Source organism: Marinobacter daepoensis DSM 16072, assembly GCF_000421165.1.
Classification (GTDB): Bacteria; Pseudomonadota; Gammaproteobacteria; order Pseudomonadales; family Oleiphilaceae; genus Marinobacter; species Marinobacter daepoensis.
The window spans coordinates 808,082-832,480 of record NZ_ATWI01000009.1; the positions used below are offsets into that span (position 1 = coordinate 808,082).

At 57.6% G+C, this 24,399-nt stretch carries 21 protein-coding genes; 7 read left to right on the forward strand and 14 right to left on the reverse strand.

Annotated elements, in window-relative coordinates; translation table 11 throughout:
• Positions 1-51: 51 nt before the first annotated feature.
• On the reverse strand, positions 52-729 hold the full coding sequence (locus tag K325_RS0109260) for a TetR/AcrR family transcriptional regulator (RefSeq protein WP_029653986.1): 678 nt from the start codon (positions 727-729) through the stop codon (positions 52-54).
• A 60-nt stretch (positions 730-789) separates the two neighbouring features.
• Positions 790-1,680 (reverse strand): hypothetical protein, encoded by an 891-nt coding sequence (locus K325_RS0109265; protein ID WP_029653987.1) that lies wholly within the window; start codon positions 1,678-1,680, stop codon positions 790-792.
• Positions 1,681-1,841: 161 nt separating this feature from the next.
• Between K325_RS0109265 and K325_RS0109270 the strand changes: the two genes are divergently transcribed.
• Positions 1,842-2,459, forward strand: a complete 618-nt coding sequence (locus K325_RS0109270) for a riboflavin synthase (protein ID WP_029653988.1) — start codon at positions 1,842-1,844, stop codon at positions 2,457-2,459.
• Here K325_RS0109270 and K325_RS0109275 read toward each other — a convergent pair.
• The 3 genes from K325_RS0109275 to K325_RS0109285 form a co-directional block, all read right to left on the reverse strand.
• A complete protein-coding gene (locus tag K325_RS0109275; protein ID WP_029653989.1) occupies positions 2,456-3,595 on the reverse strand; it encodes a class I SAM-dependent methyltransferase in 1,140 nt (379 codons plus the stop codon). The two genes, K325_RS0109270 and K325_RS0109275, sit on opposite strands and share 4 nt — an antisense overlap.
• Before the next feature lie 194 nt (positions 3,596-3,789).
• Positions 3,790-4,845, reverse strand: coding sequence for a class I SAM-dependent methyltransferase (locus K325_RS0109280; protein WP_029653990.1), 1,056 nt, complete (start codon positions 4,843-4,845; stop codon positions 3,790-3,792).
• Between the two features lie 116 nt (positions 4,846-4,961).
• Complete coding sequence (locus tag K325_RS0109285) at positions 4,962-9,839, reverse strand: NAD-glutamate dehydrogenase (RefSeq protein WP_029653991.1); 4,878 nt, start codon at positions 9,837-9,839, stop codon at positions 4,962-4,964.
• Between the two features lie 143 nt (positions 9,840-9,982).
• Here K325_RS0109285 and K325_RS0109290 point away from each other — a divergent pair, with 143 nt between their 5' ends.
• From K325_RS0109290 to K325_RS0109315, 6 genes are read left to right on the forward strand one after another with little or no spacing between them, the layout of a single operon-like run.
• Positions 9,983-10,945: an AAA family ATPase gene (locus K325_RS0109290; protein WP_029653992.1), complete on the forward strand. Its 963-nt coding sequence runs from the start codon at positions 9,983-9,985 to the stop codon at positions 10,943-10,945.
• A 31-nt stretch (positions 10,946-10,976) separates the two neighbouring features.
• Positions 10,977-11,912, forward strand: a complete 936-nt coding sequence (locus K325_RS0109295) for a DUF58 domain-containing protein (protein ID WP_029653993.1) — start codon at positions 10,977-10,979, stop codon at positions 11,910-11,912.
• Complete coding sequence (locus tag K325_RS0109300; protein WP_029653994.1) at positions 11,909-12,376, forward strand: DUF4381 domain-containing protein; 468 nt, start codon at positions 11,909-11,911, stop codon at positions 12,374-12,376. The genes K325_RS0109295 and K325_RS0109300 overlap by 4 nt, the downstream gene beginning before the upstream one ends.
• A complete protein-coding gene (locus K325_RS0109305; protein WP_029653995.1) occupies positions 12,373-13,392 on the forward strand; it encodes a vWA domain-containing protein in 1,020 nt (339 codons plus the stop codon). Before K325_RS0109300 ends, K325_RS0109305 begins: the two co-directional genes overlap by 4 nt.
• On the forward strand, positions 13,385-15,208 hold the full coding sequence (locus K325_RS0109310) for a VWA domain-containing protein (protein ID WP_029653996.1): 1,824 nt from the start codon (positions 13,385-13,387) through the stop codon (positions 15,206-15,208). The genes K325_RS0109305 and K325_RS0109310 overlap by 8 nt, the downstream gene beginning before the upstream one ends.
• Positions 15,202-16,944, forward strand: coding sequence for a BatD family protein (locus tag K325_RS0109315; RefSeq protein WP_029653997.1), 1,743 nt, complete (start codon positions 15,202-15,204; stop codon positions 16,942-16,944). The genes K325_RS0109310 and K325_RS0109315 overlap by 7 nt, the downstream gene beginning before the upstream one ends.
• Positions 16,945-16,987: 43 nt before the next feature.
• On the opposite strand, the gene ccmI is transcribed toward K325_RS0109315, so the two are convergent.
• From ccmI to ccmA, 9 genes are read right to left on the reverse strand one after another with little or no spacing between them, the layout of a single operon-like run.
• Complete coding sequence (gene ccmI, locus K325_RS0109320; protein WP_029653998.1) at positions 16,988-18,262, reverse strand: c-type cytochrome biogenesis protein CcmI; 1,275 nt, start codon at positions 18,260-18,262, stop codon at positions 16,988-16,990.
• 33 nt (positions 18,263-18,295) lie between these two features.
• On the reverse strand, positions 18,296-18,778 hold the full coding sequence (locus tag K325_RS0109325) for a cytochrome c-type biogenesis protein (RefSeq protein ID WP_029653999.1): 483 nt from the start codon (positions 18,776-18,778) through the stop codon (positions 18,296-18,298).
• A complete protein-coding gene (locus K325_RS0109330; RefSeq protein WP_029654000.1) occupies positions 18,778-19,314 on the reverse strand; it encodes a DsbE family thiol:disulfide interchange protein in 537 nt (178 codons plus the stop codon). Before K325_RS0109330 ends, K325_RS0109325 begins: the two co-directional genes overlap by 1 nt.
• Positions 19,311-21,308 carry a heme lyase CcmF/NrfE family subunit gene (locus tag K325_RS0109335; RefSeq protein ID WP_029654001.1) on the reverse strand — a complete coding sequence of 666 codons (1,998 nt, stop codon included), beginning with the start codon at positions 21,306-21,308 and terminating at the stop codon, positions 19,311-19,313. The genes K325_RS0109330 and K325_RS0109335 overlap by 4 nt, the downstream gene beginning before the upstream one ends.
• 34 nt (positions 21,309-21,342) lie before the next feature.
• On the reverse strand, positions 21,343-21,822 hold the full coding sequence (gene ccmE, locus K325_RS0109340) for a cytochrome c maturation protein CcmE (RefSeq protein WP_029654002.1): 480 nt from the start codon (positions 21,820-21,822) through the stop codon (positions 21,343-21,345).
• 14 nt (positions 21,823-21,836) lie between these two features.
• On the reverse strand, positions 21,837-22,070 hold the full coding sequence (gene ccmD / locus K325_RS0109345) for a heme exporter protein CcmD (RefSeq protein WP_029654003.1): 234 nt from the start codon (positions 22,068-22,070) through the stop codon (positions 21,837-21,839).
• A gap of 3 nt (positions 22,071-22,073) precedes the next feature.
• On the reverse strand, positions 22,074-22,817 hold the full coding sequence (locus tag K325_RS0109350) for a heme ABC transporter permease (protein ID WP_029654004.1): 744 nt from the start codon (positions 22,815-22,817) through the stop codon (positions 22,074-22,076).
• Between the two features lie 54 nt (positions 22,818-22,871).
• Positions 22,872-23,597, reverse strand: coding sequence for a heme exporter protein CcmB (gene ccmB / locus K325_RS0109355; protein ID WP_029654005.1), 726 nt, complete (start codon positions 23,595-23,597; stop codon positions 22,872-22,874).
• Positions 23,587-24,225: a cytochrome c biogenesis heme-transporting ATPase CcmA gene (ccmA, locus tag K325_RS0109360; protein ID WP_029654006.1), complete on the reverse strand. Its 639-nt coding sequence runs from the start codon at positions 24,223-24,225 to the stop codon at positions 23,587-23,589. Before ccmA ends, ccmB begins: the two co-directional genes overlap by 11 nt.
• Between the last annotated feature and the right edge of the window lie 174 nt (positions 24,226-24,399).

Genomic DNA, 24,399 nt, shown 5'->3' on the forward strand with positions numbered 1-24,399 from the left:
AGCTTCCCTCCGGTTACAAACCACAGGGAAGCCTACCCGAGGCAGGGGAGTTCAGGCAACAGAAACGCCAGAACCTGAGAGACTAACCAACATTTTATCCGGGGCCTTCATACCGGCTGCCAGGAAAGGAACCAGGCGAGACGCAATTTCCTGCACTGTCGTCTCAACCCCAAGTTTGTTCTCAAGGATGTCGATCAGAGCATCGCTGCTGGACATGGTGAAGGCTGTGGCACCCAACATGAACTGGATACGCCAGTATCGGTCAACGGACGACAGCTCTGGAGTCGCATCTTTCAGGAGCCGCATGAATCGCCCGAAAGGCTCACTGTACTCTTCCTCAAGAAACTTTCTGAGGTGCCCCTGAGACTGCGTATAGGCAAGCCCCAGCAAACGCATGAAGATGGAGATTCCCTTCTCGTTTCGCTGCGGCATGCGCACAGCACTTTCGGTCAGCGCCCACAGAGTCTGGTTAAGCGTTGGCGGCTTGCCCTCGCAACGCTCTTCAAGTTCATCAAAGGCGGTCTCCAGCGTCGCCGAAAATGGCGTCAGAAACCGGGCAAACACCGCATGGATCAAGGCATTTTTTGAGCCAAAGTGATAATTGACAGCGGCCAGATTTACCTTAGCCTTACTGGTTATCATACGAAGGGATGTTTCCGAGAAACCACGCTCGGCAAACAGCTCCTCAGCGGCATCAAGAATGCGGTCAACAGTATCGGACTGAGCCATTTTGTTGTCATAGCCTCTAGCAAACGTCTGTTTGAAACATACGTTTGAAGACCAATTATGTCAAGCCCGGTCTGCCGGGACAGCCGCCACTGCTTGCCAGCCCCGGTCTATCGCATCCTGATTGCCCTCGAAAAATGCCTGCTGAGCCTTACCGTATGCCTTCTCGGCCTCCAGCAAATAAATCAGATACAGCCGCACGTGCTCGCGACGGGTGAGATAGCGCGGCAGTACCCGCTGCTCTGACAACTGCAGCAACTCACTGAATCGGGTATTACGCAACACGGGGTTAAATTCCGCCATGCGGGCGCACTGCCAGATCAGCCCATCCTTACCTTCCAGGTGCTGGGCATGTTTTCGGGCATCCCGCAGCATTCGTTGGCGCCGGATAACCAGGTCCATATATGAAGGCCGGGAAGTATAGATACGACGCACAAAAGGAACACCAAACAGGAGAATAATCACGAACGCCCCAAAACCACCTCCGGCCATCCAGGCCGGCACAAATCCGGTCAGCCCGCTCAGGAACAGACTGGCAGCCAGCAAGGCACTGAATACCCAGAGATCCCGGCTTCGACGCGCCGCCGCCATCTGGTAATTGTCCGGCCAGTCCGACATCGCCAGGAGATTGAAATCCATCAACAACACCCGATCGCACTGCCGCAGCATCAGTCTCAGCTTACGCTGCCGGGAATCCGCCAGCGCCTGCTCAATATCCTGCGAGCCCGAAGATGAATCCTCGCCGTCCTCCAGTGCGCCCGGCTGCGCCTCGTGGCCTGAATCATCCTGACGACCATCCTCTTCCGCTTCCGCTTGCAAGGCAGCCGTGCGCTGAGCGGCGTTGATCGCCGATTCGGGTGCCACCGGGACCGGGTCTGCCGCCCTCCCAGGCCTTAGTACCGCTCCCGAGGTGGCAGGCGCGCCTGTATTGTCTACTGCATGATTTTCCGACATGGGGGCCACTGTTATTTACGTTCTTTCACCGGGTATCGGCCTGTATGTCTGGTTCTTGAATCGCGGGAATAAATCCGGGCCCGTTCCGTTCCGGGAATTCTTGGCAACACCCCACGGCAACGGTATGCTTGCGCGAACGAACGGGTTTCAGGAGAACATTTATGTTTACCGGTATTATTCAGGGTATGGCGAAAGTCCGGGAAGTTGTGTCGGAACCTGGCCTGAGCACCTTCGTTATCGAGTTCCCGGAGGAACAGGTACAAGGCGTAACCATCGGCGCCTCAGTGGCCATCAACGGCACCTGCCTGACCGTCACTCGCCAGCAAGGCAACCACCTGTACTTTGATGCCATGCAGGAGACACTCCGCCTGACAACGCTGGGAACTCTGCAACCCGGCGATGACATAAACTTTGAACGAGCCGCCCGCATTGGCGATGAAATTGGCGGCCACCTGCTGAGCGGCCACATTCACACCACCGCGACCATCGTGGAGATACTGCGCCCGGAGAACAACGTGACCCTCTGGTTCGAGCTCCCGGATGCCTGGGCCCGATACATTTTCCCAAAGGGGTACATTGCGATTAACGGAGCCAGCCTGACCATCGGAGAGGTCGCGGGCACCCGCTTCAATGTCCACCTGATTCCCGAGACACTGCGCGCCACCACGTTTGGCAACGCCGTGGCCGGGCAAAGCGTCAACATTGAGATAGACAGTCAGACCCAAACGATTGTAGATACTCTGGCGCGACTGGGTTACGACCGCCCGGCTGCCCTTTAAGGCTCCCGGGAAGCCTCAAACACCACAAACCTGGGGCTGGCGACTTTCTGCGACACATTCCGGAAGTACTTTTTCAAGGATCGATGGTAACCGAGGTGCCGGTTCCCCACCATCAATACCCGCCCGCCCGGCGCCAGGTGCCGGGCGGCGTCCCGGAACAACCTGAGAGCAATGTGGTCACCCACCACCCCCCCTTCATGAAACGGCGGGTTCAGCAGAATGAGATCATAATCAGGCGCCTCGTCGGCTACTCCATCCTGATGCCAGAGTTGCACCGCCGGAGAGCCCGGCAAAGACGACAGATTACGCTCAACACTGGCAATCGCCTGACTGGAAACGTCGCTGAAGTGCACCTCCAATTCTGGCCTTCTGGCCAGAGCAGACAGCCCTAACACCCCGTTACCACACGCCAGATCCAGAATACGCCCCCTCTCAGGAACGCGGGCAACCGCCTCCGGAATCAGCGGCAACAATTCGCGGGTCCCTATATCGAGCCTGTCTCGGGCGAAGACTGCGGGTAATGCCTCTACCCGACAGGAAAGCGCTCCCTCCAGCCGGTAGCCTTTCCATTGATCAGGCCACTCCCGTACTAACGCCGAACCACCGCGACAGACAACCACCCTCGCCTTTTTACGGGCAGGCAGCACCTCGTCGGTGACCACAGCCTCAGAGAAAACCTCGACGCTTCGGTCTGGCAAATGCTTGATCATACCACCAGCCAGTATCTGCCCGCCGTCCGCGAGGACACCGTTTATCCAGCGCAGAATCCACGCCAGGTACGCCGCCTGCCGGGGAATCCTCAGTACAACAAGATCGAAAGGCCCCGACGGCACGGATCGCCAGTTCATCACCGACAGATTCACGGACAGCCCCGGGTTTCGCGCCACATTGGCTGCGAGCGAGTTTGGCAGAACGGCACTGTCTGCCAGAGTACAAACATCGTGCCCGGCCAGCCCCAACGTCAGCGCGCCAAACTGGTCATCCACCACAAGCACCCTACTCTCCGGCTGAAGCCGTGTTGCCGCTGCATCCAGCAATAGCTCATCGGCCGCATCCCACGCCCTGAGACCCGGCGAGCCACCGGGTCTCACCAGCGCAAGCTCCCCTACTGAAGCCTGAAATATGGCACCTGTCATTTTGGGCTTCCGTTCGCAGCTTTGAGAAAAATAAACGCTTTTAGGCTGTTTATTCTAGAAATTAAACCTAAGTTAGTGGGGTTCACGCCGAACACCCTTTCCGGTTATACCCCAGCCTGACCGGGCTGGATGGTCGCATTTTTCCGGACAAGATCTTTTGCCCCTTACCCCAGGGGCTTTTTTCTGCCTTCAATTTATCGCCGCTTCTTCAAAATCGCGCGATACACCGTAAACCGCCGATCCTGAGCCAGCCTCTCAACCGGCCCGATGTAACGCTCCATCAGGGCCTCATATGGCAGGAAGCTGTTCGCAACGAGCCTCAGCTCACCACCAGGTGCAAGATGTGAGGCGACCTGAGCGAGAAACTGCTCGGTCATGGACGTGTCGGTTTTTACTCCGGTGTGAAACGGAGGGTTGCTGATCACCGCTGGCCAGTCGCCTTCAACCGTCGCCAGACCATTGGCCGCATGGATGTCGCCCTGGCAGCCTGCCCGCGCGTAGGTTTGACGAGCACAGTAAACTGCCTGGGCCTGAACGTCGGAGCCATCCACCCGGATCGGCCTCGCGCCCGCCGCCTGGCAAAACTTATGGAGCCAGGCGCCAATAACACCGGCACCACACGCAAAATCCAGCACCCGCTCAACCCCAAGCGGTGATTCAGCCAGAGTCTCAAGCAACATCCGGGTACCATCATCCAGACGCCCCAGACTGAAAACACCGGGCAAACCGGCAATGCTCAAGGGAATCCCTGCACATGCGAGGTCCGTCCAGGTCAGCCACTCAGACACGCTGAACGCAGACAAAGGCTGGCTGTTTGTGCCAGACCAAACCTGACAGTGTCGAGCACTGTCCACTTTCATAACCGACCCTGCCACAGCGGCAAATTGCTTCACACCACCGGCAATGCCTTCTTTCTTTTCGCCAATGACCAGCAACATGGCCCCGGGCCTCGCCAGATAACGGGCCAGGGCAAGACGAAATTCCAGCTCAGCCCGGGCCTTGGGCAGGAAAACAACCACGGTTTCAAAGCTCGCCGCGTGATCTGATGCGACGTCATAGCCGAAACAGAAGTCCCAGCCGCGGTTTGGAGCAAACGATTCAGACACACTGGCCTGATCGGTCACTATCAGACCGCTTGCAGTAAGCCGGGGTAGTAATGAATCATCGGTGAGCCCCAGCAGCGCTACCCTGCCGCCAAGCAGTTGAGCGTTTCGGAGCAGGACTTCATGGGTATTGGGCATTGCAGACATGTGTAGCGGACCATAACCAGAATCATGAACCGCGTATGCTAACCGGAAACAAGCACCGAGTCTGCCGTTGATTCCCAACTGAAGCACAGCTGGAAATCAACGGCATGACCAATCCGTCAGTGAACGGTATCCTCGTCCCGATGCTGGTGCATCGTACTTTGCGCCAGGTCGAGCAACTCCCGGAGCGCAACAGAGAACATCGCATATTCCGGTTCACGAACACATTTGAGCTCAGCCAGCATGGTACTCCAGCGCTCAATCATGGGTTGATGGCGCTGCTCCCACACCTGCACACAGTCCGACACTTTCTCGGGGCTTTCAGCCATTTTCAGAACACCCGTGGTCAGCGCCCGCTGCTGCCAGTCCAGGTCTTCCCTGAAGCTCTCCCGCGCCAACGCCTGCCAGTGAGAACTTGGCGTAAGGTCTGCGATGGAGTTGGCAAACCAGGTCAGGTCGAGTCGATCTCCCAGATCATAGTAGAGGTTGGCCACCGTCTTCAGCGGCATACCCGCTGATTCCTGAGCCTCGATAATTCCCAGAGAGGAATACAAGTAACCTGTGCCGGCCAGAACCGACGCCAACTCTTTGGGCAAACCGGCCTCCACCAGCCGATCATGACGCTCTCCCCAGCTCACACGAGCCTGCTCTCCCAGATAGTCGGGCAGGTTGGAGGTGATGGCCCAGACGCTGTCAGCAAAGCGCTCCATGTGACTCTGTATGTTCAGCTCTGCCCGGCGGTTACGCAACAACCAGCGCACCGTCCGGCGCATCAGTCTCATCAGGTCCTGCATAAGCTCCATCTGCAGGTCCGCAGAGATGTGATAATCCAGAGCTTCAATCTTGTCCCACCAGCTATCAATGCGGAAGACATCCCGCGCTATGATCCAGGCCAGAGCAATGGAAGCCGGATCGGCTCCGGTAGATTGGTTCAGCCGCTCCACAAAGGTAATGCCCATGTGGTTCACCATGTCATTGGCGATCTGGGTGGCAATGATTTCACGCCGCAACTGGTGTTCACCCAACTCTTTGGAGAAATGCTTGGTCAACTCCCGCGGGAACACCTTGTACATTTCGCCAGCCAGCAGGGGGTTATCTGGCAGATTGCTGTCGATCAGTACCTGCTTCAGATCCCCTTTCACATAGGAAATCAGAACCGAAAGCTCAGGACGGGTCAGGCCTTTCTTGTCCAGCTTGCGCTCGGACAAAGTCTCATCGTCAGGCAGAAACTCCAGCGCCCGATTGAGCTTACCTTCGCTTTCAAAGGTATTCATCAGCCGCCGGTATTCCTCCAGTCGCGTGGCGGCATCCTCACTGGCGATACTGATTGCCTGGGTTTGACGGTAGTTGTTCTTCAAAACCAGTGAAGCAACGTCATCCGTCATCTCTTCAAGCATGACATTACGCTGCTTACCGGTCAGATCGCCCATCGCCACGGCGCGGTTCAGCAGGATTTTCATATTGACTTCATGGTCGGAGCAGTCCACGCCGCCCGAGTTGTCGATGAAATCAGTGTTCAGCCTGCCACCCCCAAGGGCGTATTCAATCCGGCCCATCTGAGTGAAGCCCAGGTTGCCACCTTCACCCACTACCCTGCAGCCGAGTTCACCGCCATTGATCCGCAAACCGTCGTTGGCCTTGTCACCAACATCCGAATGACTCTCATCACTGCCTTTTACGTATGTACCAATGCCACCAACCCAGAGCAGGTCCACCTTGGCCTTAAGGATATGACTGATCAGCATATTCGGAGGTACACGGTCGGCCTTAACCCCCAACAGTTTCTTCATTTCGGGGCTTACCGGAATGGATTTTGCGTTCCGGCTGAACACCCCGCCGCCTTTGGAGATCAGCTTGGTGTCATAGTCTGTCCAGGCTGAACGGGGTAGTTCAAACAGCCGCTTGCGCTCTTTATAGCTTCGCTCGGAATCAGGGTTCGGGTCGATAAAAATATGGATATGGTTGAAGGCTGCCACCAGCCGGGTTTTCTCGGAGCAAAGCAGGCCATTACCAAACACATCGCCCCCCATGTCACCAATCCCGATCGCAGTGAACTCATCCACCGCGGGATTAATCCCCATCTCTCTGAAGTGGCGCTCCACGGAGACCCAGGCCCCCCGGGCAGTGATCCCCATTTTCTTGTGGTCATAGCCATTACTGCCGCCAGAGGCAAAGGCATCGCCCATCCAGAAGCCATATTCTGCAGCCAGGCCATTGGCAATATCAGAGAACGTGGCGGTCCCTTTGTCGGCGGCAACCACGAGGTAGTGGTCGTCCTCGTCGTGCCGAACCACCCGTTCCGGTGGCTGAATACCAGCGTCTACAAGGTTATCCGTAATATCCAGCAGCCCCCGGATGAAGGTCTTGTACGCCGCAACACCCTCAGCCTGGAAAGCCTCTCGATCGGAAGGGTCTGGCAGGCGTTTAGCAACAAATCCCCCCTTTGCCCCAACGGGCACAATCACCGCATTTTTCACCTGCTGGGCCTTTACCAGCCCCAGGATTTCTGTGCGGTAGTCTTCAAACCGGTCGGACCAGCGCAGTCCCCCACGGGCCACCTTGCCACCACGGAGATGGACACCTTCCACCCTTGGCGAGTACACAAATATCTCAAACATCGGCAGGGGCAGCGGCATGTCCGGGATCCGGGAAGGGTCGAACTTCACACTGATATAGGGCTTGGGCTGGCCATCGCCGTCAGGCTGGTAATAGTTGGTTCGCAGAGTGGCCTGCATCAACTCAAGATACAGCCGAAGTACCCGGTCTTCACTGAGGTTCTCAACCTCATCAAGCCCCGAATTGAACTCAATCTCCAGTTTTTGCTGCGCCGCTTCACTTTTGCCCCGGCTCTTGGAACGCTCCGGATTGAAACGGGCCTCAAAATACTCCAGCAGAATCCGCGTCAGATTCACGTGGTTAACCAGCGTATTGGATATGAAAGTCTGACTGTTGGAGAACCGAATCTGGCGCATGTAGCGGGCAAAGGTCCGCAGCAGGGCTATTTCCCGCCAGCTCATGTAAGAGGACAGCAACAGCCGGTTAAAGGCGTCATTTTCCGCCTCACCGTGCCAGACCCGCCGGAACAGCTCTTCAAAGATCGGCCTTATCCGGTGAATATCGACCACATTGCCGCTATGGGACTGCAGCGTAAAATCGTGAATCCACACGGTTTTACCCGTGCGGTCAATCACCTCGAAGGGGTGCTCACCGATCACCCGGAAGCCCAGATTGTCAAAAATCGGCATGACATCAGACAATGGCAGTGGTTCGTCGGGGTAGAAGAGCTTGAAATGCAAGACGCTTTCTTCTTCCTCGAGCGCCCGATAAAAACTCATCGCCAGGTCGTCGTTGCGGGCGGAAGCGGTGATGTGCTCCAGGTCGATCGCAGCACGCCGGGGCGAGAACATATCGGTATAGCTGGCGGGAAAGCCACCGGCCCAGACCCGATAGAACTCATTGCCCTGCTCTTCACCATAGGCTTCGCTCAGGGCGTCGTAGAGCCCGTCACGCCAGGACTGGGCCAGTTCGATGACCTTGTCACGAATCTCCGCCAGCGGAAGTTGGCGATTTTCCACCTGTGGAACACGGATGGTGAACTGCACTCTGGCCAGCACCGACTCCGAGAAATGAGTAACGAATTCAATATCCTCGGCATCCAAACGATCCAGCAGCACCTGTTCAACCTTCAGGCGCAACTCCGTGTTGTAAATATCTCTCGGAAAAAACGCGAGGCAGGTGACAAACTGGCCGTATACGTCCTCCCGCATAAACAATTCGATGCGACGGCGTTCCTGAATGTAGAGAATGCTCTTCACCACCCGCAACAGCTCGTCGGTTTCAATCTGGAACAGCTCATCCCGGGGATAAAGAGTCAGAATCTGCTCCAGCTCTTTTCCGGCATAATCGTCGGTCAGAAAACCTGACCGTTTCATCACCGCCTGAAATTTACGACGCAGCAACGGAATCTCGTCGGGCCGCTCGTTATATACCCGGGCCGTATAAAGACCGAGGAAACGACGCTCCCCAACCACTTCACCCTTGCTGTTGAATTTCTTTACCGCGATGTAGTCAGGATAAGCCGGGCGATGCACACGGGAACGCTGAGCCGATTTGGCAAAGATAAAAATGTCGTCCGAACGCGTCATTTCGTTGCGGGTACGCTGGGGCAGTTCATTGATCCGAACCCGGTCAGGACGCTCGTTGTTCACCCTGAGAATTCCCAACTCCGAGTTCTCGACCCGGCGCACTGCCATCCCCTGCTTGTCTTTTACAAAGTCGTATTCATCGTAGCCGAGGAACGTGAAGTGATCTTCCACCAACCAGCTCAGAAATGCCCGAGCCTCTTCTTTACCTTCCTCACTGATACCTGCGGTCGTTGCATCCAGCTCTTTGGCAATTTCACTGACCTTGTCCTTCACTACCGGAAAGTCACCCACCGCTATGCGAACTTCGTGCAGCACCTGCTGCAGGGTCTGCTCCAGATCCCGAAGGTCTTCCGGGTCACTGTGCCGGTCAATTTCAAGTACAATGAATGCCTCGTAGCTGGCCGCCGCACTTTTCTTGGTGGTATGCAGCTTCTTCAGTTTTCCGGCGCTGTCGCGATCAACGCGCAGAATGGAATGCTGGATAGAATGGGTACCAATTTCCCGCTGATTGATGGCCATACGCAACGAATCAATCAGGAAAGGAATGTTAGGGTGAAGTATGAAAATCACGGAGTGGGTGGATTGCCAGCCATCACTCTCAAGATCCGGGTTAAAGACCGACACCGGCGTTTCATCGGCGCTCCTTTTCTGCAGGAACTGCCAGGCGGCAAGAATGGCGCCGTAGGTATCAGAGAAGCGTCGACTGACCAACTCCTCCAGAGGAATATGAGCATAATGCTGTCGCGCAAAATCGGCGATCTTCTTCGCTTCCGTTTTCGCTATCTTTTCCGAGAACGCATCGGCCAACTGTTCAAAAAACTGATCCTTGCTGGCGATTGTCAGCGCATTCATATCCGACCTCTGGTTTGTGTGAAAGAAACGTAATCACAGTATCGTCACATAAGCATAGTCAAACCCTTGATTTTTGCTGGCCAGACACCAAAACTGCGGCAACTACCTACGCAAGACATCAAAAACCAAGAGCTGTCATTTTCATGTCGTTACAACAAACGTTCGGTGATCTCAGAGCACAATTGGCCAAGCGCATCATTGGCCAGGAAAAACTGGTCGACCGACTTCTGATCGCCCTGCTGGCCGACGGGCACCTTCTGGTTGAAGGAGCTCCGGGCCTTGCAAAAACCACCGCCGTAAAAGCGCTTGCCGAGCATCTCGAGGGCGACTTCCACCGGATTCAGTTCACTCCGGATCTACTGCCGTCGGATATCACAGGCAGCGAAATCTACCGCGCAGAGACCGGCACCTTTGAATTCCAGCGCGGTCCGATTTTTCATAACCTGGTGCTGGCTGACGAAATCAACCGGGCACCCGCCAAAGTGCAATCCGCCCTGCTCGAAGCCATGGGCGAGCACCAGATCAGTGTCGGCCTGAAAACCTTTCCCCTGCCGAAGCTGTTCATGGTGATGGCCACCCAGAACCCGATCGAACAGGAAGGCACCTACCCGCTCCCGGAAGCACAGCTTGATCGCTTCCTGATGCATGTGATGATCGACTACCCGTCTGCCGATGCTGAGCGTCAGATTCTGCACCTTGCCCGCAATGACTACCGTCAGGGAATCCCGAACGTAGACATTCGTCTAACCCAGGCACAAGTCATGGAAGCCCGTCAGGCCGTCTCCGACATTTACATGGCGGAACCCGTGGAGCAGTACCTGCTGGCTTTGATTCTGGCCACCCGTGATGCCGCCACGCTCGATCCGGAACTCGCCCGCTGGACCGCCTTCGGCGCCAGCCCGCGCGGCACCATTGCCCTTGACCGTTGCGCGCGGGCAATGGCCTGGCTTGACGGCCGGGACTACGTGACTCCGGACGATGTTCAGACCATGGCCTATGATGTGCTTCGCCATCGGATTCTGCTGACCTTTGAAGCTGAAGCTGAAGGCATGACGGCAGATTCTGTCCTTCAACGGCTGATCGACCGGGTTCCGGTAACCGCCTGAGGTGTTGTCTACAGGAGCCGGTAACCCCACTATGGAAAACTCCCGTCCAGTCACCATGATCAGTCTGCAGGAGCTCGTCCGCCTGCAGGCAGATGCACGGGCTCTGAAGCTGCCATCGGCAAAGCCCATCCGGTCACGGCAGGCCGGATTGCGGCAATCGCGGCAACGCGGCCGGGGGATGACGTTTTCAGAAGTACGTCAGTATCAGCCAGGCGATGACATCCGTAGCATCGACTGGCGGGTAACGGCAAGGCGCCAGTCCCCCCACACCAAGCTCTACGAGGAAGAACGGGAACGACCGGTCCTTCTCATCACCGACCTTGGTCCAACCATGTTCTTTGCCAGTACCGGCGCCTACAAGCAGGTCAGAAGCGCCCAGGTGACCGCGCTGCTGGCATGGTTGGCTTTATGGGCCGGAGATCAGGTGGGCGGCCTGGTGTTCAACGACGAGGATCTGGCCGTCGTGCGGCCTGCCAGGCGCCGGAAATCAGTCCTCCGGCTACTCGACCACCTGGCCAGCCATCAGCACCCGGACACATCCCCCCCCATCCCGTCTGCCCACGGCCCGGGGCTAGACGTAGCTCTGGCTGAAGCCCGGCGGGTGGCGCACACAGGGTCCCGAATTTTTATCATCAGTGACTTCATGAATCTGTCAGAGCAGACCACAACCCTTCTGGGCGCCATAGGCCGGCATAACACCGTCAGTGCCATTCGAATTCAGGACCCTCTGGAACAGTCTCTGCCCTCATCCGGCAGGTTTGCCGTGGCGGGCCCCAGCGGGCCGATCTGGTTTGATGCATCCAGCGCCCAATTCCAGCGATCCTGGCAAGAAAAAATAGATACCCATGAGCGCCACCTCTCGGAGTGTTTCCGTGCCTGCGGAGTACGATCGGCGACTCTGGCCACGAACGAGGACCCGGCGGCCGCTCTGCGCCTGCTGTTGGGCCCGGGAGGTCGGATCGGATGACCCCACAGGACCCACTCGCACAACTCCGGGATATCCAGCTACCTGCTACCGGAGGCTGGTGGCCACCGGCCCCCGGTTGGTGGCTCTTGGCGCTGGCCGTTGTGCTCTGCGTGCTCGCAGCCTCCTGGTTCGCTGTTCGCCAGCATCGAAAACATCTTTGGAAGCGGACCTCGCGGCACGAACTTCAGCGTCTGAAGCAGTCAGCCGCACCCACCCCAGAATGGTTTGCCGGAATTAATGCCTTGTTAAAACGAACCGCACGTCAGGCCTTCCCTGATCGACATCCGGAAGCACTGACGGGCCAGCAATGGATCGAATTCCTGCTGGAAACTACCCCCCGGGACCGCATTGCCTCCCGGCCAGTGGTTGAAGGCATGGTGGCCAGTGCCTGGCAGCCCCGGCCCAGCGTCCAGCCAGACCAGGCTCTGGACTTTGCCCGAGCCTGGATGGAGGCTGTCTCATGATCAGCCTGGCTTACCCCTGGATACTCTTGCTGGTGCTGCTGCCCCTGGTATTCGTCAGAAGTAACCGGAAAAGCGAACCCGTGGACGCCCCCGTCATCCCCGTGGGGCATTGGTTATCCGACATGCCGGGCGTCACCACCCAGGGACAATCGGTGCCCCGGTGGCGTCAGTTCCTGATCCTTGCAGGCTGGCTTTGCCTGATCCTGTCCCTCGCCCGCCCACAGTACGTAGGCGAAGAAATACAGATGCCAGTCACAGGCCGTGACCTGATGCTGGTCGTCGATATATCCCCCAGCATGGATGAGCAGGACATGGTGTTTCAGGGACAAAGCATCAATCGCCTTCAGGCCGTTAAACGGGTATTGGACGACTTTATTGATCAACGCGAGGGTGACCGCCTTGGCCTGATCCTGTTCGGCACCGAACCCTACGTACAGGCCCCCCTGACCTTTGACCGTGACACCGTTCGCACGCTGCTGTTCGAAGCCGGGCTGGGCATGGCCGGTCGTGCCACCGCAATCGGAGACGCCATCGGGCTTTCTGTTAAACGCCTTCGCGAACGCCCGCAGGATCAACGGGTCGTCATCTTACTCACCGATGGCGCAAACACAGCGGGCGAAGTCAGCCCCGAGAAAGCCACCGAGATTGCCCAGGCCGCAGGCGTTCGGCTGTATACCATCGGCATCGGTGCCGACTCCATGATTCAACGCGGTTTTCTGGGGTCTCGGCGAATCAATCCCTCCCGGGATCTTGACGAAGCGCTGCTAACCCAGATGGCAGAGCAAACCGGCGGGCAGTACTTCCGGGCCCGAAGCCTTCCGGAACTGGAAATGATCTACGACAGCATTAACCAACTCGAACCCATCGAGCAGGACGGGCAGTTCTACCGCCCTGTGACCGAACTCTACGCCTGGCCAGCAGGGGCGACAGCCATGATCTGGCTGCTGTTGATGTTCCTGCGGTTACGTTCCAGCCAACCCAGACGCGATCAGACGCCGGAGGCCGGCCATGGCTGACTTCCATTTCATGCGTCCACTCTGGCTGTTGCTCTTGCTCGCCATTCCGGCACTGTTTGCCATGCGGCACAGGCTCCGGAACGGGTCATCCGGATGGGCACGGTACATTCCCTCCCACCTGCTACAGCCCTTGATGCGCGGTCGGGATGAAAGCACAAGTGGCCTGGCCCGCTCGCCACTGATCCCGCTGTATCTGGCCCTGGCCTGCCTGTCCATCGCGCTTGCCGGACCAAGCTGGCGGCAAGCCCCGACGCCCCTCAAGCAACCTCAGGACAGTCTGGTCATCCTGCTGGACCTCTCTCTGTCGATGCTTGCCACGGATGTTGAACCTGACCGCCTGACTCAGGCCAAACGGAAAGTCCGGGATATTCTGGATCAGCGTCAGGGTGGGCTGACCGCGCTGGTAGTCTATTCCGGCGATGCTCACACCGTCACACCGCTCACCGGCGATACCCGAACCATTGAAGCGATGCTCAGTGTTCTGGAGCCAACCATCATGCCCGCACAGGGGAACCGGGCCGATCTGGCCGTCAGTCAGGCCATCAACCTGCTGCAACAGGGCGCCCCCGGGCAGGGGCGGATGGTGTTGATCTCCGACGCAGTCCCAGAACAACAAAGGAGCGGCATTCAACAACAACTGGCGGAGACCTCCTACCCACTGAACACATTGGTAGTCGGCACCCGGGAAGGCGGCCCCATCCCTCTGGCGAAGCGCGGATTCATTCGTGATCAGGGAAAAATTGTGATTAGTCGAGCCAGACCGGATCGGCTGGCCGATCTGGCCCGTGACAGCGGCGGTAAAAGCCATGAGCTGACCCTGGATAACCGGGATATCCAGGCTCTGGCACTGCAACCGTCCGACTCCGATGACTGGCAAACTGCGGAAGACGACCTGGCAACCAATCGCTGGCAGGACGATGGCTACTGGCTTTTATGGGCCGTATTGCCGTTGCTGCTTGCAGGTTGGCGTCGCGGGGCCTTTGCAGCCGTAGTGGTGCTTCTCATCCCACTTGCCGGAGCTCCCCAACCCGCTCAGGCAATGGAATGGGAGAGCCTGTGGCAACGGGAAGACCAGCGTGGGCCAGGCCTCATCCAACACGATCCCGGGAAGGCTGCGGAGATTCTGGAGCAGCCTGGATGGCGCGGATCCGCGCTCTACCGCGATGGCCAATTCGCCGAAGCAGCAGAAGTCTACGCAGATCAGCCCGGCGCCATCGGTCACTACAACCGAGGCAATGCCCTCGCCCATGCTGGCAAGCTGGAAGACGCGATTGAAGCCTACCAGCAGGCGCTGAACGAAGACCCGTCTTTTGAGGACGCCAGCTTCAATCAGAAGCTTGTACAGGAGCTTCTGAACCAGCAACAAGAATCACAGAACCAGAGTGGCGACGGTCAGAGCCAACCAGACAACGAGCAGGACTCGGAACAGCCCTCCCCATCAGAGAATCCCGGGGAAGAGAGCCAGGAAGGTTCCGGGCAGGCGTCGAAAAACGAGAGCCAAAGCCAGTCGTCCGGTGACCAGCAGGAATCCTCCCAGCAAGAACCGGAGTCGCAAGACAATCCCGGTGACCCCTCGTCAGAGAACAGTGATCAGGAGACATCAGCTTCTCAGGGACAAACCGAGCCCGCCGCCCCAGACAGCCAGGCCGGACAAGCCCAGGCGCCCGCCGAGATTTCGGAACAACCCCTGAGCCAGGGCCAGGAACAATGGCTACGCCGCATTCCGGATAATCCCGGCGGCCTGTTGCAACGCAAATTCCTGCAACAGCACCAACAACGACAGACAACTCCCGATGAGGGCGACACACCATGGTAACGCGCGTTCTCGCTGCAGCGTTCATCGCTTTGCTCATGCTCGCTTCAGCCGCCACCCACGCAGCCGGAAAGCTGACCGTGGAGCCAGACCGGACCCGGCTTTACGAAGGCGAAGTCCTGACACTGACCGTCAAGGGCTCGATGAAGCTGGACATCAACCTGACCAACCTGTTCAGCTTCGACCTCTCCCAACTGCCATCGCCGGATATCGAAAAAGTCGAGCCCGACTTTGAAATCCTGGCACGAAATCAGCACTACAGCGTTCAAACGGTTAACACCGAAATGGTTGGTGAGATTACCTGGACCTATCAATTGGCGCCTTCCCGCACCGGTACTCTGAGCCTTCCCTCTCTGACGTTCAAGGACGCCGTCTCGGACCCGCTGGAGATTGAGGTCGTTGCTGGCACACCTCCGGATCAGGCAGCGTCCCGAACCAGCTTCATCGAGCTTTCTGCTGACAAAGCTGAAGTGTACGTCCAGGAGCAACTGGTTCTGACCGTACGGCTCTTTTTCTCCGGCAACCTCATCCGGGGTGAGCTCTCCGAGCCGGAACACCCGGATGCCATTATTGAATCACTTGGCCAGCAAAAAGAATCCACCCGCTATCGCGATGGCATAAGGTACCGGGTAGTCGAGCGGCGTTACGCTATTTTCCCCCAGACACCAGGCACATTGTCACTGGCGCCAATCCGGTTTGATGGCCAGTCCAGGGACGCTTCCGGCCAGTTGCGTTTTCTGCGCGACCAACAACAGCTTTACGATGTCCCCGTCAAAGCCGTGCCGGCAGAGTACCCGATGGACCAGGCGTGGCTGCCAGCCTCCAAGGTCACTTTGAGCGACGAGGGCCTGCCATCAGGACAAGAACTGATCGCTGGCAGCAACCTGAATCACAAGATCACCCTGGAGGCAGACGGGCTTCCCTCTGAAGCTCTGCCCCCCATTGTACAAGACATGCCAGGCGCCATCCGAAGCTACCCGGAGCAACCAATACGTAATACCGAAACCACACCCAGCGGACTGAGATCCGCACTGCAACAGACCGCAGCACTGGTCCCCGTTCAGACCGGTGACGTGATCGTCCCGGCAATTCGTATTCCCTGGTGGAACACCGAGACCAACACTCTGGAGGAGGCCGTTCTGCCAGCACGACATTACACGGTCTCAGGTAACAGCGCGTTGCCGGCCGCTGCCTCGTCCCCCGAAACCTCAACCCCGGCGGAAGGGCCAGCCAGTGAACCGACAGCCAACGTGGACACAGCCCAGGGCACCGGCTCCGGAGACAGCCGGTGGCTCTGGGCAACCGGTATCTTTGCGGCACTCTGGCTGATCACTCTGGGGCTTTGGTGGCGGGCTCGACAAGCACCGTCTGGCAAGCAGGAGTCACACCCTGCGGCTGACGATTCAAATGAACGACAGGCATTTGAGGCACTGAAAAATGCAATCAACGAAGGCTCCGGGCAAACATCGCGGGCCCTGCTTCGGTGGGCACGGCTGAAATTTCCGGAGCGGGACTTCGGATCGGTACACGATCTGCTGAGATTTGCCGGAAACCAGCCTCTGAACGATGCCTTTGAGCGCTTCCAGGCAACACTCTACTCGGGGCAACAGCATGGCGAACACGCGCGCGAGCGCACCGACCTGGTGAAGGCACTGCAAGCGTTGCGGGAAACCTCGGGGAAGAATCAGACGCGATCACAGGAGCTTCCGCCCCTGTACCCGTCCTCGTTAACCTCTTGAAGAAAGCAAAAAGCCCGTCGAGGCGACGGGCTTCCGGGAGTCATCAGTTGGTCAATTCCTGATTGATGACCAGCTCGATGGGTGCTCCTGCCTCGGCCGGAGGTAACACCGTAGTTTCAACCCGGCCCTCCCAGTCTCCAGGCTGGGGCATCACGCTCCCGGTGCGGCTCAACCGGGCAACAACCACCACGTCCTGCTGAGCTGATATCGCAGACTCCGGAGACATCGCGTACCGATCGTCCAGCCGGATCTCCGCAGGCAGATCAGCAGCGGTCATTCTGGCGACAGCAACCGGTGCTCCGCCAGCAGCCGCCGCTGGCCGGGCAAAGATAAACAGCACGGTGTCATCCTTAACGGCCTGCTGCAATCCAGCGTCCAGAGAAACTCTCAGGGAAACGCCCGGGCCCGAGGCCAGCTCCGGAGCCGCAGAAACCTGCTCTGGCGGTGTCTCACCCAGTCTCCGATAGGCCTCGTCGATGCCTCCCCGGATGGACGCGAGCTGCGGATGATCCGGTGCAACTTCAGTGATGCGCTTCCAGTACTCTATCGCTTCCCGGTAATTCTGCTGCCCGAAAGCATTAATACCCATCAGGCCCAGTGCATTGACCTCATCGGGGTTCAGTTCACGCGCTGCATTAATCGCCGCTGTAACCTCCGGGGTCATTTCTCCTTCGCTGCCAAAGTATGCCGCCTGGGCAGCCAAGCCTAATGCTACTGCACTGGCGTCAGGCTCCACAGACACCACTTCTGCCAACCGCCGGTAGGCGTTTGCGGCATCATCGTAACGCTCAATACGCATGTAGGTCTGGCCCAGCATGGCCCAGCCATCTGCGTTGTCCGGACTTTGCTCCAGCCGGTCCCGTAGCTGGTCCGCCAGTTCCGCCATACGAGCAGCCTGATCGCCCTGAGCTGCATTCATCTCCTGCATGGCAATAAACTGTTCCACCTGATCCATGGAACCCCATTCCTGGTAGCCAAAATAGGTGCCAATCGGTAGTACCAGAATGGCCAAAAGGGCGACGACAACTGCGCTTCGGCGTCCGGGCAGGCGCCGTTGAGCAACATTCTCCTCTGGCACATCGTCAAGCATTGAGCCAGCCAGTTCCTCTTTCAGCTGCTGGTAGCTCTCATCGTTGTGAATGCCCGCCTCATGCTCATCGTCCAACTCTTTGAGCCGTGTGCGGTAAGCCAGAAGGTTATGGTTACGGAAATCCGTTTCAAGGCGAGCTTTAGGTTTATGGAAAAACACGGGATAAAGCACAAATGCCAGGGCGGCCAGAATAAGTACGGTCCCGGCAATCCAGAAAGTATCGGTCATGGAAATATCGTCACATCTCGGGATGAATGGGAGTTATGGGCGTTCGGTCTTGTCACCGTTGCTGGCCAGGATCTGCTCGGCCCGCGCCCGGTCTTCCGAACTTAAAGGCGGCTCGTCATCTCTTCCCCGGGCACGCCACACAACACCAACAACAATCAGAAAGCCACCAATTGTGGCAATGGCCGGAAATGCCCAAAGCAGGATGGTTCGGTTGTCGACCGGCGGTTTGTACTGAACAAACTCTCCGAAACGGTCTACCAGGGCCCCGACAATTTCGTCGTTGGAGGAGCCCCCCTGCATCATGCGGTAGACCTCATCCCGCATGTCTTTGGAGATAGGCGCATTGGAATCGGCGATGTTCTGGTTCTGGCATTTCGGGCAACGCAATTCGGAAATCAGTTGCTGATAGCGCTGTTCCTCGGCCCGGGTATCGAAATCGTAGACTTCAGCCACCTCAGCCCGGACCAGTCCCGACAGCGCCATGCACAGCGCAAAGACTCCGGCTAACCAACGCATCAGCTTTCCCTCCGCGCTTTCTGAACCTCAGGCTTCAGCACATCATCCCAGACTGCCTGGTTAACCACGCCCACATGGCGGTAGCGCACCACACCATTGGCATCAATCACAAAGGTTTCCGGCGCTCCATACACACCAAGATCAAATCCCAGAGTTCCCTTCGGATCGAAAATGATGGTTTCGTAGGGATTGCCCAGTCGGTTCAGGAACCGGAAAGCCGTCTCACGCTGGTCCTTATAGTTCAGACCCACAATGCGAATGCCCTGCTCTTTCGCCAGGAACATCAGATAGCCGTGCTCGTCCCAGCATGCGGGGCACCATTCCGCCCACACGTTCAGCAATGACACCTCGCCCTGAAACACAGACGGAGTAAGCGAGGTGTCGGCATCTTCCAGGGACTCCAGGCGGAAGTCGGGGACCGGCTTGCCAATCAGCACCGACTCGAGTTTCGTGGGGTCCTTCCCTAACCCGGCGAACAGAAAGATGCCAACCCCCAGAGCAATCAGCAGTGGCAGAAACAGGAAAATACGTTTCATGACGACACCTCAGCCGGGTGACCTGTGGCGACCTGCACCTCATTTTTCCAGCCCGCCTCGTCACGGGCGCGAATCCGGTACCGTTTGTCGGCAATCGCCAGGAAGCCGCCAATCGCCATCACCAAAGACCCAAGCCACAACCAGCGCACCAAAGGTTTGTACTGGAGACGAATCGCCCAGGCCTCGTCACTGACCCGCTCTCCGACCGCCACAAACACGTCCCGGAACAATCCGGCATCAATATCCGCCTCGGTCATGACACTCATCCCCACGGGGTACTGCCGCTTTTCCGGATGCAGGTCGGTCACCAGTTTGCCGTCGAGATACACGTCAAAACTGCCGTATTGCGCTGTAAAGTTCGGGCCACGGCGCTCGCCAATGTCGGTGAAGACGATCTCGTAATCTCCAACCATAGCGCGATCCCCGGGCTGCATGCGCACGTCCCGTTCAATACCGTAGTTGGACACCACCGTTGCACCCGCCATCACCATGGCCAGCCCCAGGTGCCCGAGAACCATGCCCCAGTAACTGCGGGACTGGCGTTTCAGGCCGTGCAAACGGCCCTTTCTGGACGAAGACTTGTCCCACAGATCCCAGAACGTCGCCACGGTCACCCACATAGCTGCGAACACACCCAGGAACGCCCAGGGCGCAAATCCGCCATAACCGATCATCACCAGGGCGCTTGCAATCAGGCTCACCGCCAACGGCCAGAGCAGTTTTCGGGCAAGCCATCCGCCATCTGTTTTTTTCCAGCGAGAGAAAATCCCTGCTCCAAGAAGCAGACCCGTTGCAACCGCGAGCGGGCTAAAGGTGGTGTTGAAGAACGGCTCACCAATGGACAACTTCCCGAGATCCAGATAATCCAGCACCAACGGATACAGCGTGCCAATCGCCACCAATAGCGTTGCAGAGACAAGCAGAACGTTGTTCAGCAACAGGAAGATTTCCCGGGACAACGAACCATAGCGAGACCTTACGTGTACAACTGGCGCCCGGAACGCATACAACGTCAGGCTGGCCAGGATGGTGATAGCCAGCAACGCCAGCAAGAAGCTGCCACGCTCAGGATCCGACGCAAAAGCGTGAACCGATGTCAGAACACCAGAACGCACCAGGAATGTCCCGAGCAGGCTGAGTGCAAACGTCACAATCGCCAGCAGTACGGTCCAGCTTTTGAATACGCCACGCTTTTCGGTCACCGCCAGGGAGTGCATCAGGGCAGTACCAGAAAGCCAGGGCAGCAGAGACGCGTTCTCAACCGGGTCCCAGAACCACCAGCCACCCCAGCCAAGCTCGTAGTAGGCCCACCAGCTCCCAAGGGCGATACCAAGAGTCAGGAACGACCAGGCAACCGTGGTCCAGGGGCGGGACCAGCGGGCCCAGGCCGCATCCAACCGCCCATTGATCAATGCAGCGATGGCAAAGGCAAAAGCCACAGAAAAGCCAACGTACCCCATGTACAGCATCGGTGGATGCATGATCAGGCCAATGTCCTGAAGCAACGGGTTAAGGTCCTGCCCATCTGCTGGCACGTTCGGCAGCAGGCGGTCAAATGGGTTGGAGGTCAGAATAATGAACAGCAGAAAGCCCACCGAGACCATTCCAAGCACAGACAGCACCTGAGAAATCATCACCGAGGGCAAATTTCTGCTGAAGATAGCCACCGCGAGGGTCCAGCCAATGAGCATCAGGATCCACATCAACAGTGAGCCCTCATGCCCACCCCACACCGCACTCATTTTGTAGTACCACGGCAGCATACTGTTGCTGTTATTCGCAACATAAGCCACCGAGAAATCATCCACCAGAAACGCGTGGGTCAAAATCACAAAGGCCAGGGCTGTGAAGACAAACATGCCCGTTGCCAGCGGCCTGGCAAACGCCTGCAGACTGTCACGCCCGGTCAGAGCGCCCGCCAGCGGCACAACGGAGAGAAGTACTGCCAGCAGCAAGGAAAGAATCAGTGCAAGCTGTCCGAGTTCCGGGTACATCGGGTTTCTCCAACGTCAGAGATGAATTGAGCGCTCAGTACGCGGTCGTTTCTGCAGCTTTTTCGACATCGGCCGACTTATGCTGCCCTTTTGATGAGCGCTCCAGCGCTTCAGCGACTTCCGGCGGCATGTAATTCTCGTCGTGTTTGGCCAGTACCTGGTCCGCCACAAACACGCCCTGATCATTCAAACGCCCCATGGCCACCACGCCCTGCCCTTCTGCAAACAGGTCCGGCAGGATACCCTCGTACTGCACCGGCACCGATGCGGAGAAATCCGTTACCCGGAAGCTAACCAGCAGGCTGTCAGCATCCCTCGCCACACTGCCTTCCTCAACCATGCCACCGGCGCGGATCCGAACATCGACTGGCGCGTTACCGGCGGCGATTTCGGTAGGATCATAAAACAGATTGATGTTCTGCCTCAGCGCGTAGGTGGTGAGCCCAACAGCAATAGCAATACCGGCCACCAGAAAGAGCACTATGGTCAGTCGTTTTTTTCGGATCGGATGCATGAATTACCTGCCCTTTAGTCTTGGGAAACTTCAACACGGGTGAACGTAGCTGCCGGCTTAGGCCGGTTGCCAACGGTACTCTTCTGCTGCTGATAACGCCGCTTGCACGCCGACGTGACCGCCCGGTGATGCCGATAAGACTGCACCATCAGACCAATCAGAAGCACCGCGAATACCGCATAGCAGGTCCAAACGTAAGGACCATGGCCTTCCATGGCGATAAATGCTGAGAAGGATTCAAATGCCATGGGTCAGCCTCTCTCCGCCATAATCAGCTCTCTTACCCAGCGGGTTTTCTGCTCCCGCATCAGAATTTCTGTTTTCATTCGCACACAGGCCAGCCAGCCAAACAGGCAATACAGACCGAGCACCGATAGCAACAACGGCACCCACATTTCAGCGGGCATGGAAGGTTTTTCTGTGAGCTTGAACGTTGAAGGCTGATGCAGCGTATTCCACCACTCCACGGAATACTGGATGATCGGAATATTCACAACACCCACCAGCACCAGAACGGCCACCGCACGGGCGGCGGACTTTTCATCATTGATCGCACGGTCCAGCGCAATGGCACCGCCGTAGAGAAAGAGCAGGATCAGCATGGAGGTCAGCCGGGCATCCCATACCCACCAGGTTCCCCAGGTTGGCTTGCCCCAGACCGCCCCGGTAAACAACGACAGGAAGGTAAAGATCAAACCCACCGGCGCCACGGATTTGACAAAAACATCGGCCAGTTTCATGCGCCAGACCAGTGTCACAACCGCAGCAAACGCCATCATGATATAGATGGACTGCGCCAGAAATGCCGTGGGGACATGAATAAAGATGATCCGGTAACTGTTACCCTGGAGATAATCCTTGGGCGCAAAGGCCAGGCCCCAGACCACGCCAGCCATCAGCAGAATGGCCCCGGCCGCCAGCAACCAGGGCATAAACCGGGTCGCAATCCCGAAGAACCATTTTGGGGAACCCAGTTTGTGAAAAAATTGCCACATCAGTTGGTCACCATCTTCAGTGTTGACTGTTGTTTATGGAAATCAATGAACCTGTCAGCTGTTTGACAGGCTGATTCTCAAAGCTGCTGCCGAAGCAAATGGCGCCAGCGTTACAGCCAACACCAGAAATGCCCCCATAAGGGCCAGATACCCGGCTACAGGCGCGCCCTCTGCTGCTGCCGCTACCGTTCCGGTACCAAAAATCAGCACGGGAATGTACAGCGGAATGATCAGCAGTGACAAGAGCACACCCGCCGAGCGCAATCCCAGTGTCAATGCGGCCCCGATAGCGCCAATCATGCTCAACACCGGGGTACCGATCAGCAGCGTTAGACACAGAATTGCAATAGAGTTCCCGTCAAGGTGAACCATCACCCCCAAAACCGGCGCCAGAAGCACCAGCGGTAACCCGGTCAGCACCCAATGGGCCGCTGTTTTCGCCAGTATCAGCAAAAACAATGGCTGAGGCTGAAGCACCAGTTGTTCCAGCGTTCCATCATCAAAATCATGACGAAACAAATGGTCCAGAGACAGCAGGACCGACAATAGTGCAGCAACCCATAGAATACCGGCCCCGGACTGCTTCAGGAATGCCACTTCCGGGCTGACTCCCAGGGGAAAAAGGGTTACGACCATGATGAAAAACAACAGGGGGTTGAGCAGATCCTGCCGTTGCCGGAAGGCTACCCGGACATCTCTGGCAAAAACGGCCCCCATGGCCCCAAGAGGACCAACTGCACTGGACACCGGCTTCACAGAAGGACGCGCGTCAGCGTTCATATTGTCCTCCCGTTCCCAGCGTAATCCGCTGCATGCCAGGCAAATCCAGATCGTGGTGCGTGGTGACCAGCACTGCCCCTCCCTCTTCTGCACGCTGCTGAAGCAGTGCTTCAATGGCCCTGACGCCATCCGCATCAATCGCGGTAAAAACCTCATCAAGCAACCACAAAGGCTCATCAGCAACCAGTAACCTTGCCAGGGCCACACGCCGCTGTTGGCCTGCAGAGAGGTTGCGGCAGGGGACATGCTCAAATCCGGACAACCCTGTACCCTCAAGCGCCCGGGCCAGAGCTCCATCGGCAATCTCGCGCCGGCCGGCCATCAGGGCTCTCAGGTTTTCCATGGGCGTTAGCAAGGGTTTTATGCCAGGGCGATGCCCCAGATAAAGCGTATTCCGGAGGAAAGATTCGCGCTGGGCCATTCTCGGTTGGCCACACCAGAGCAATTGCCCTGACCAGGCATCGTTCAACCCGGCAAGAATACGAAGCAACGTTGTTTTCCCCGTACCGTTCGGCCCCTCGACACGGGTAAGCGTACCGGGCAGTATGGAAAAGGACAGATTCTGGAACAACAGACGCTCGTCCCGCTCACACTCAAGATCGATCGCCTGTAGTAACGGCTCGGACATCAGGGCTCCGTTTCAGAGCGATGGATGCACAACGGGCATCAGGTGCATGAAATGAAGGTCACACGGGTGCCAACATGAAATCAGGGCATTTACTGCCAGCGCGGCGTATTATAACGAATGCGCCAGCGGAATACTCTTGCCCGACATCAAATCGACAACAATGAAACTTAACGG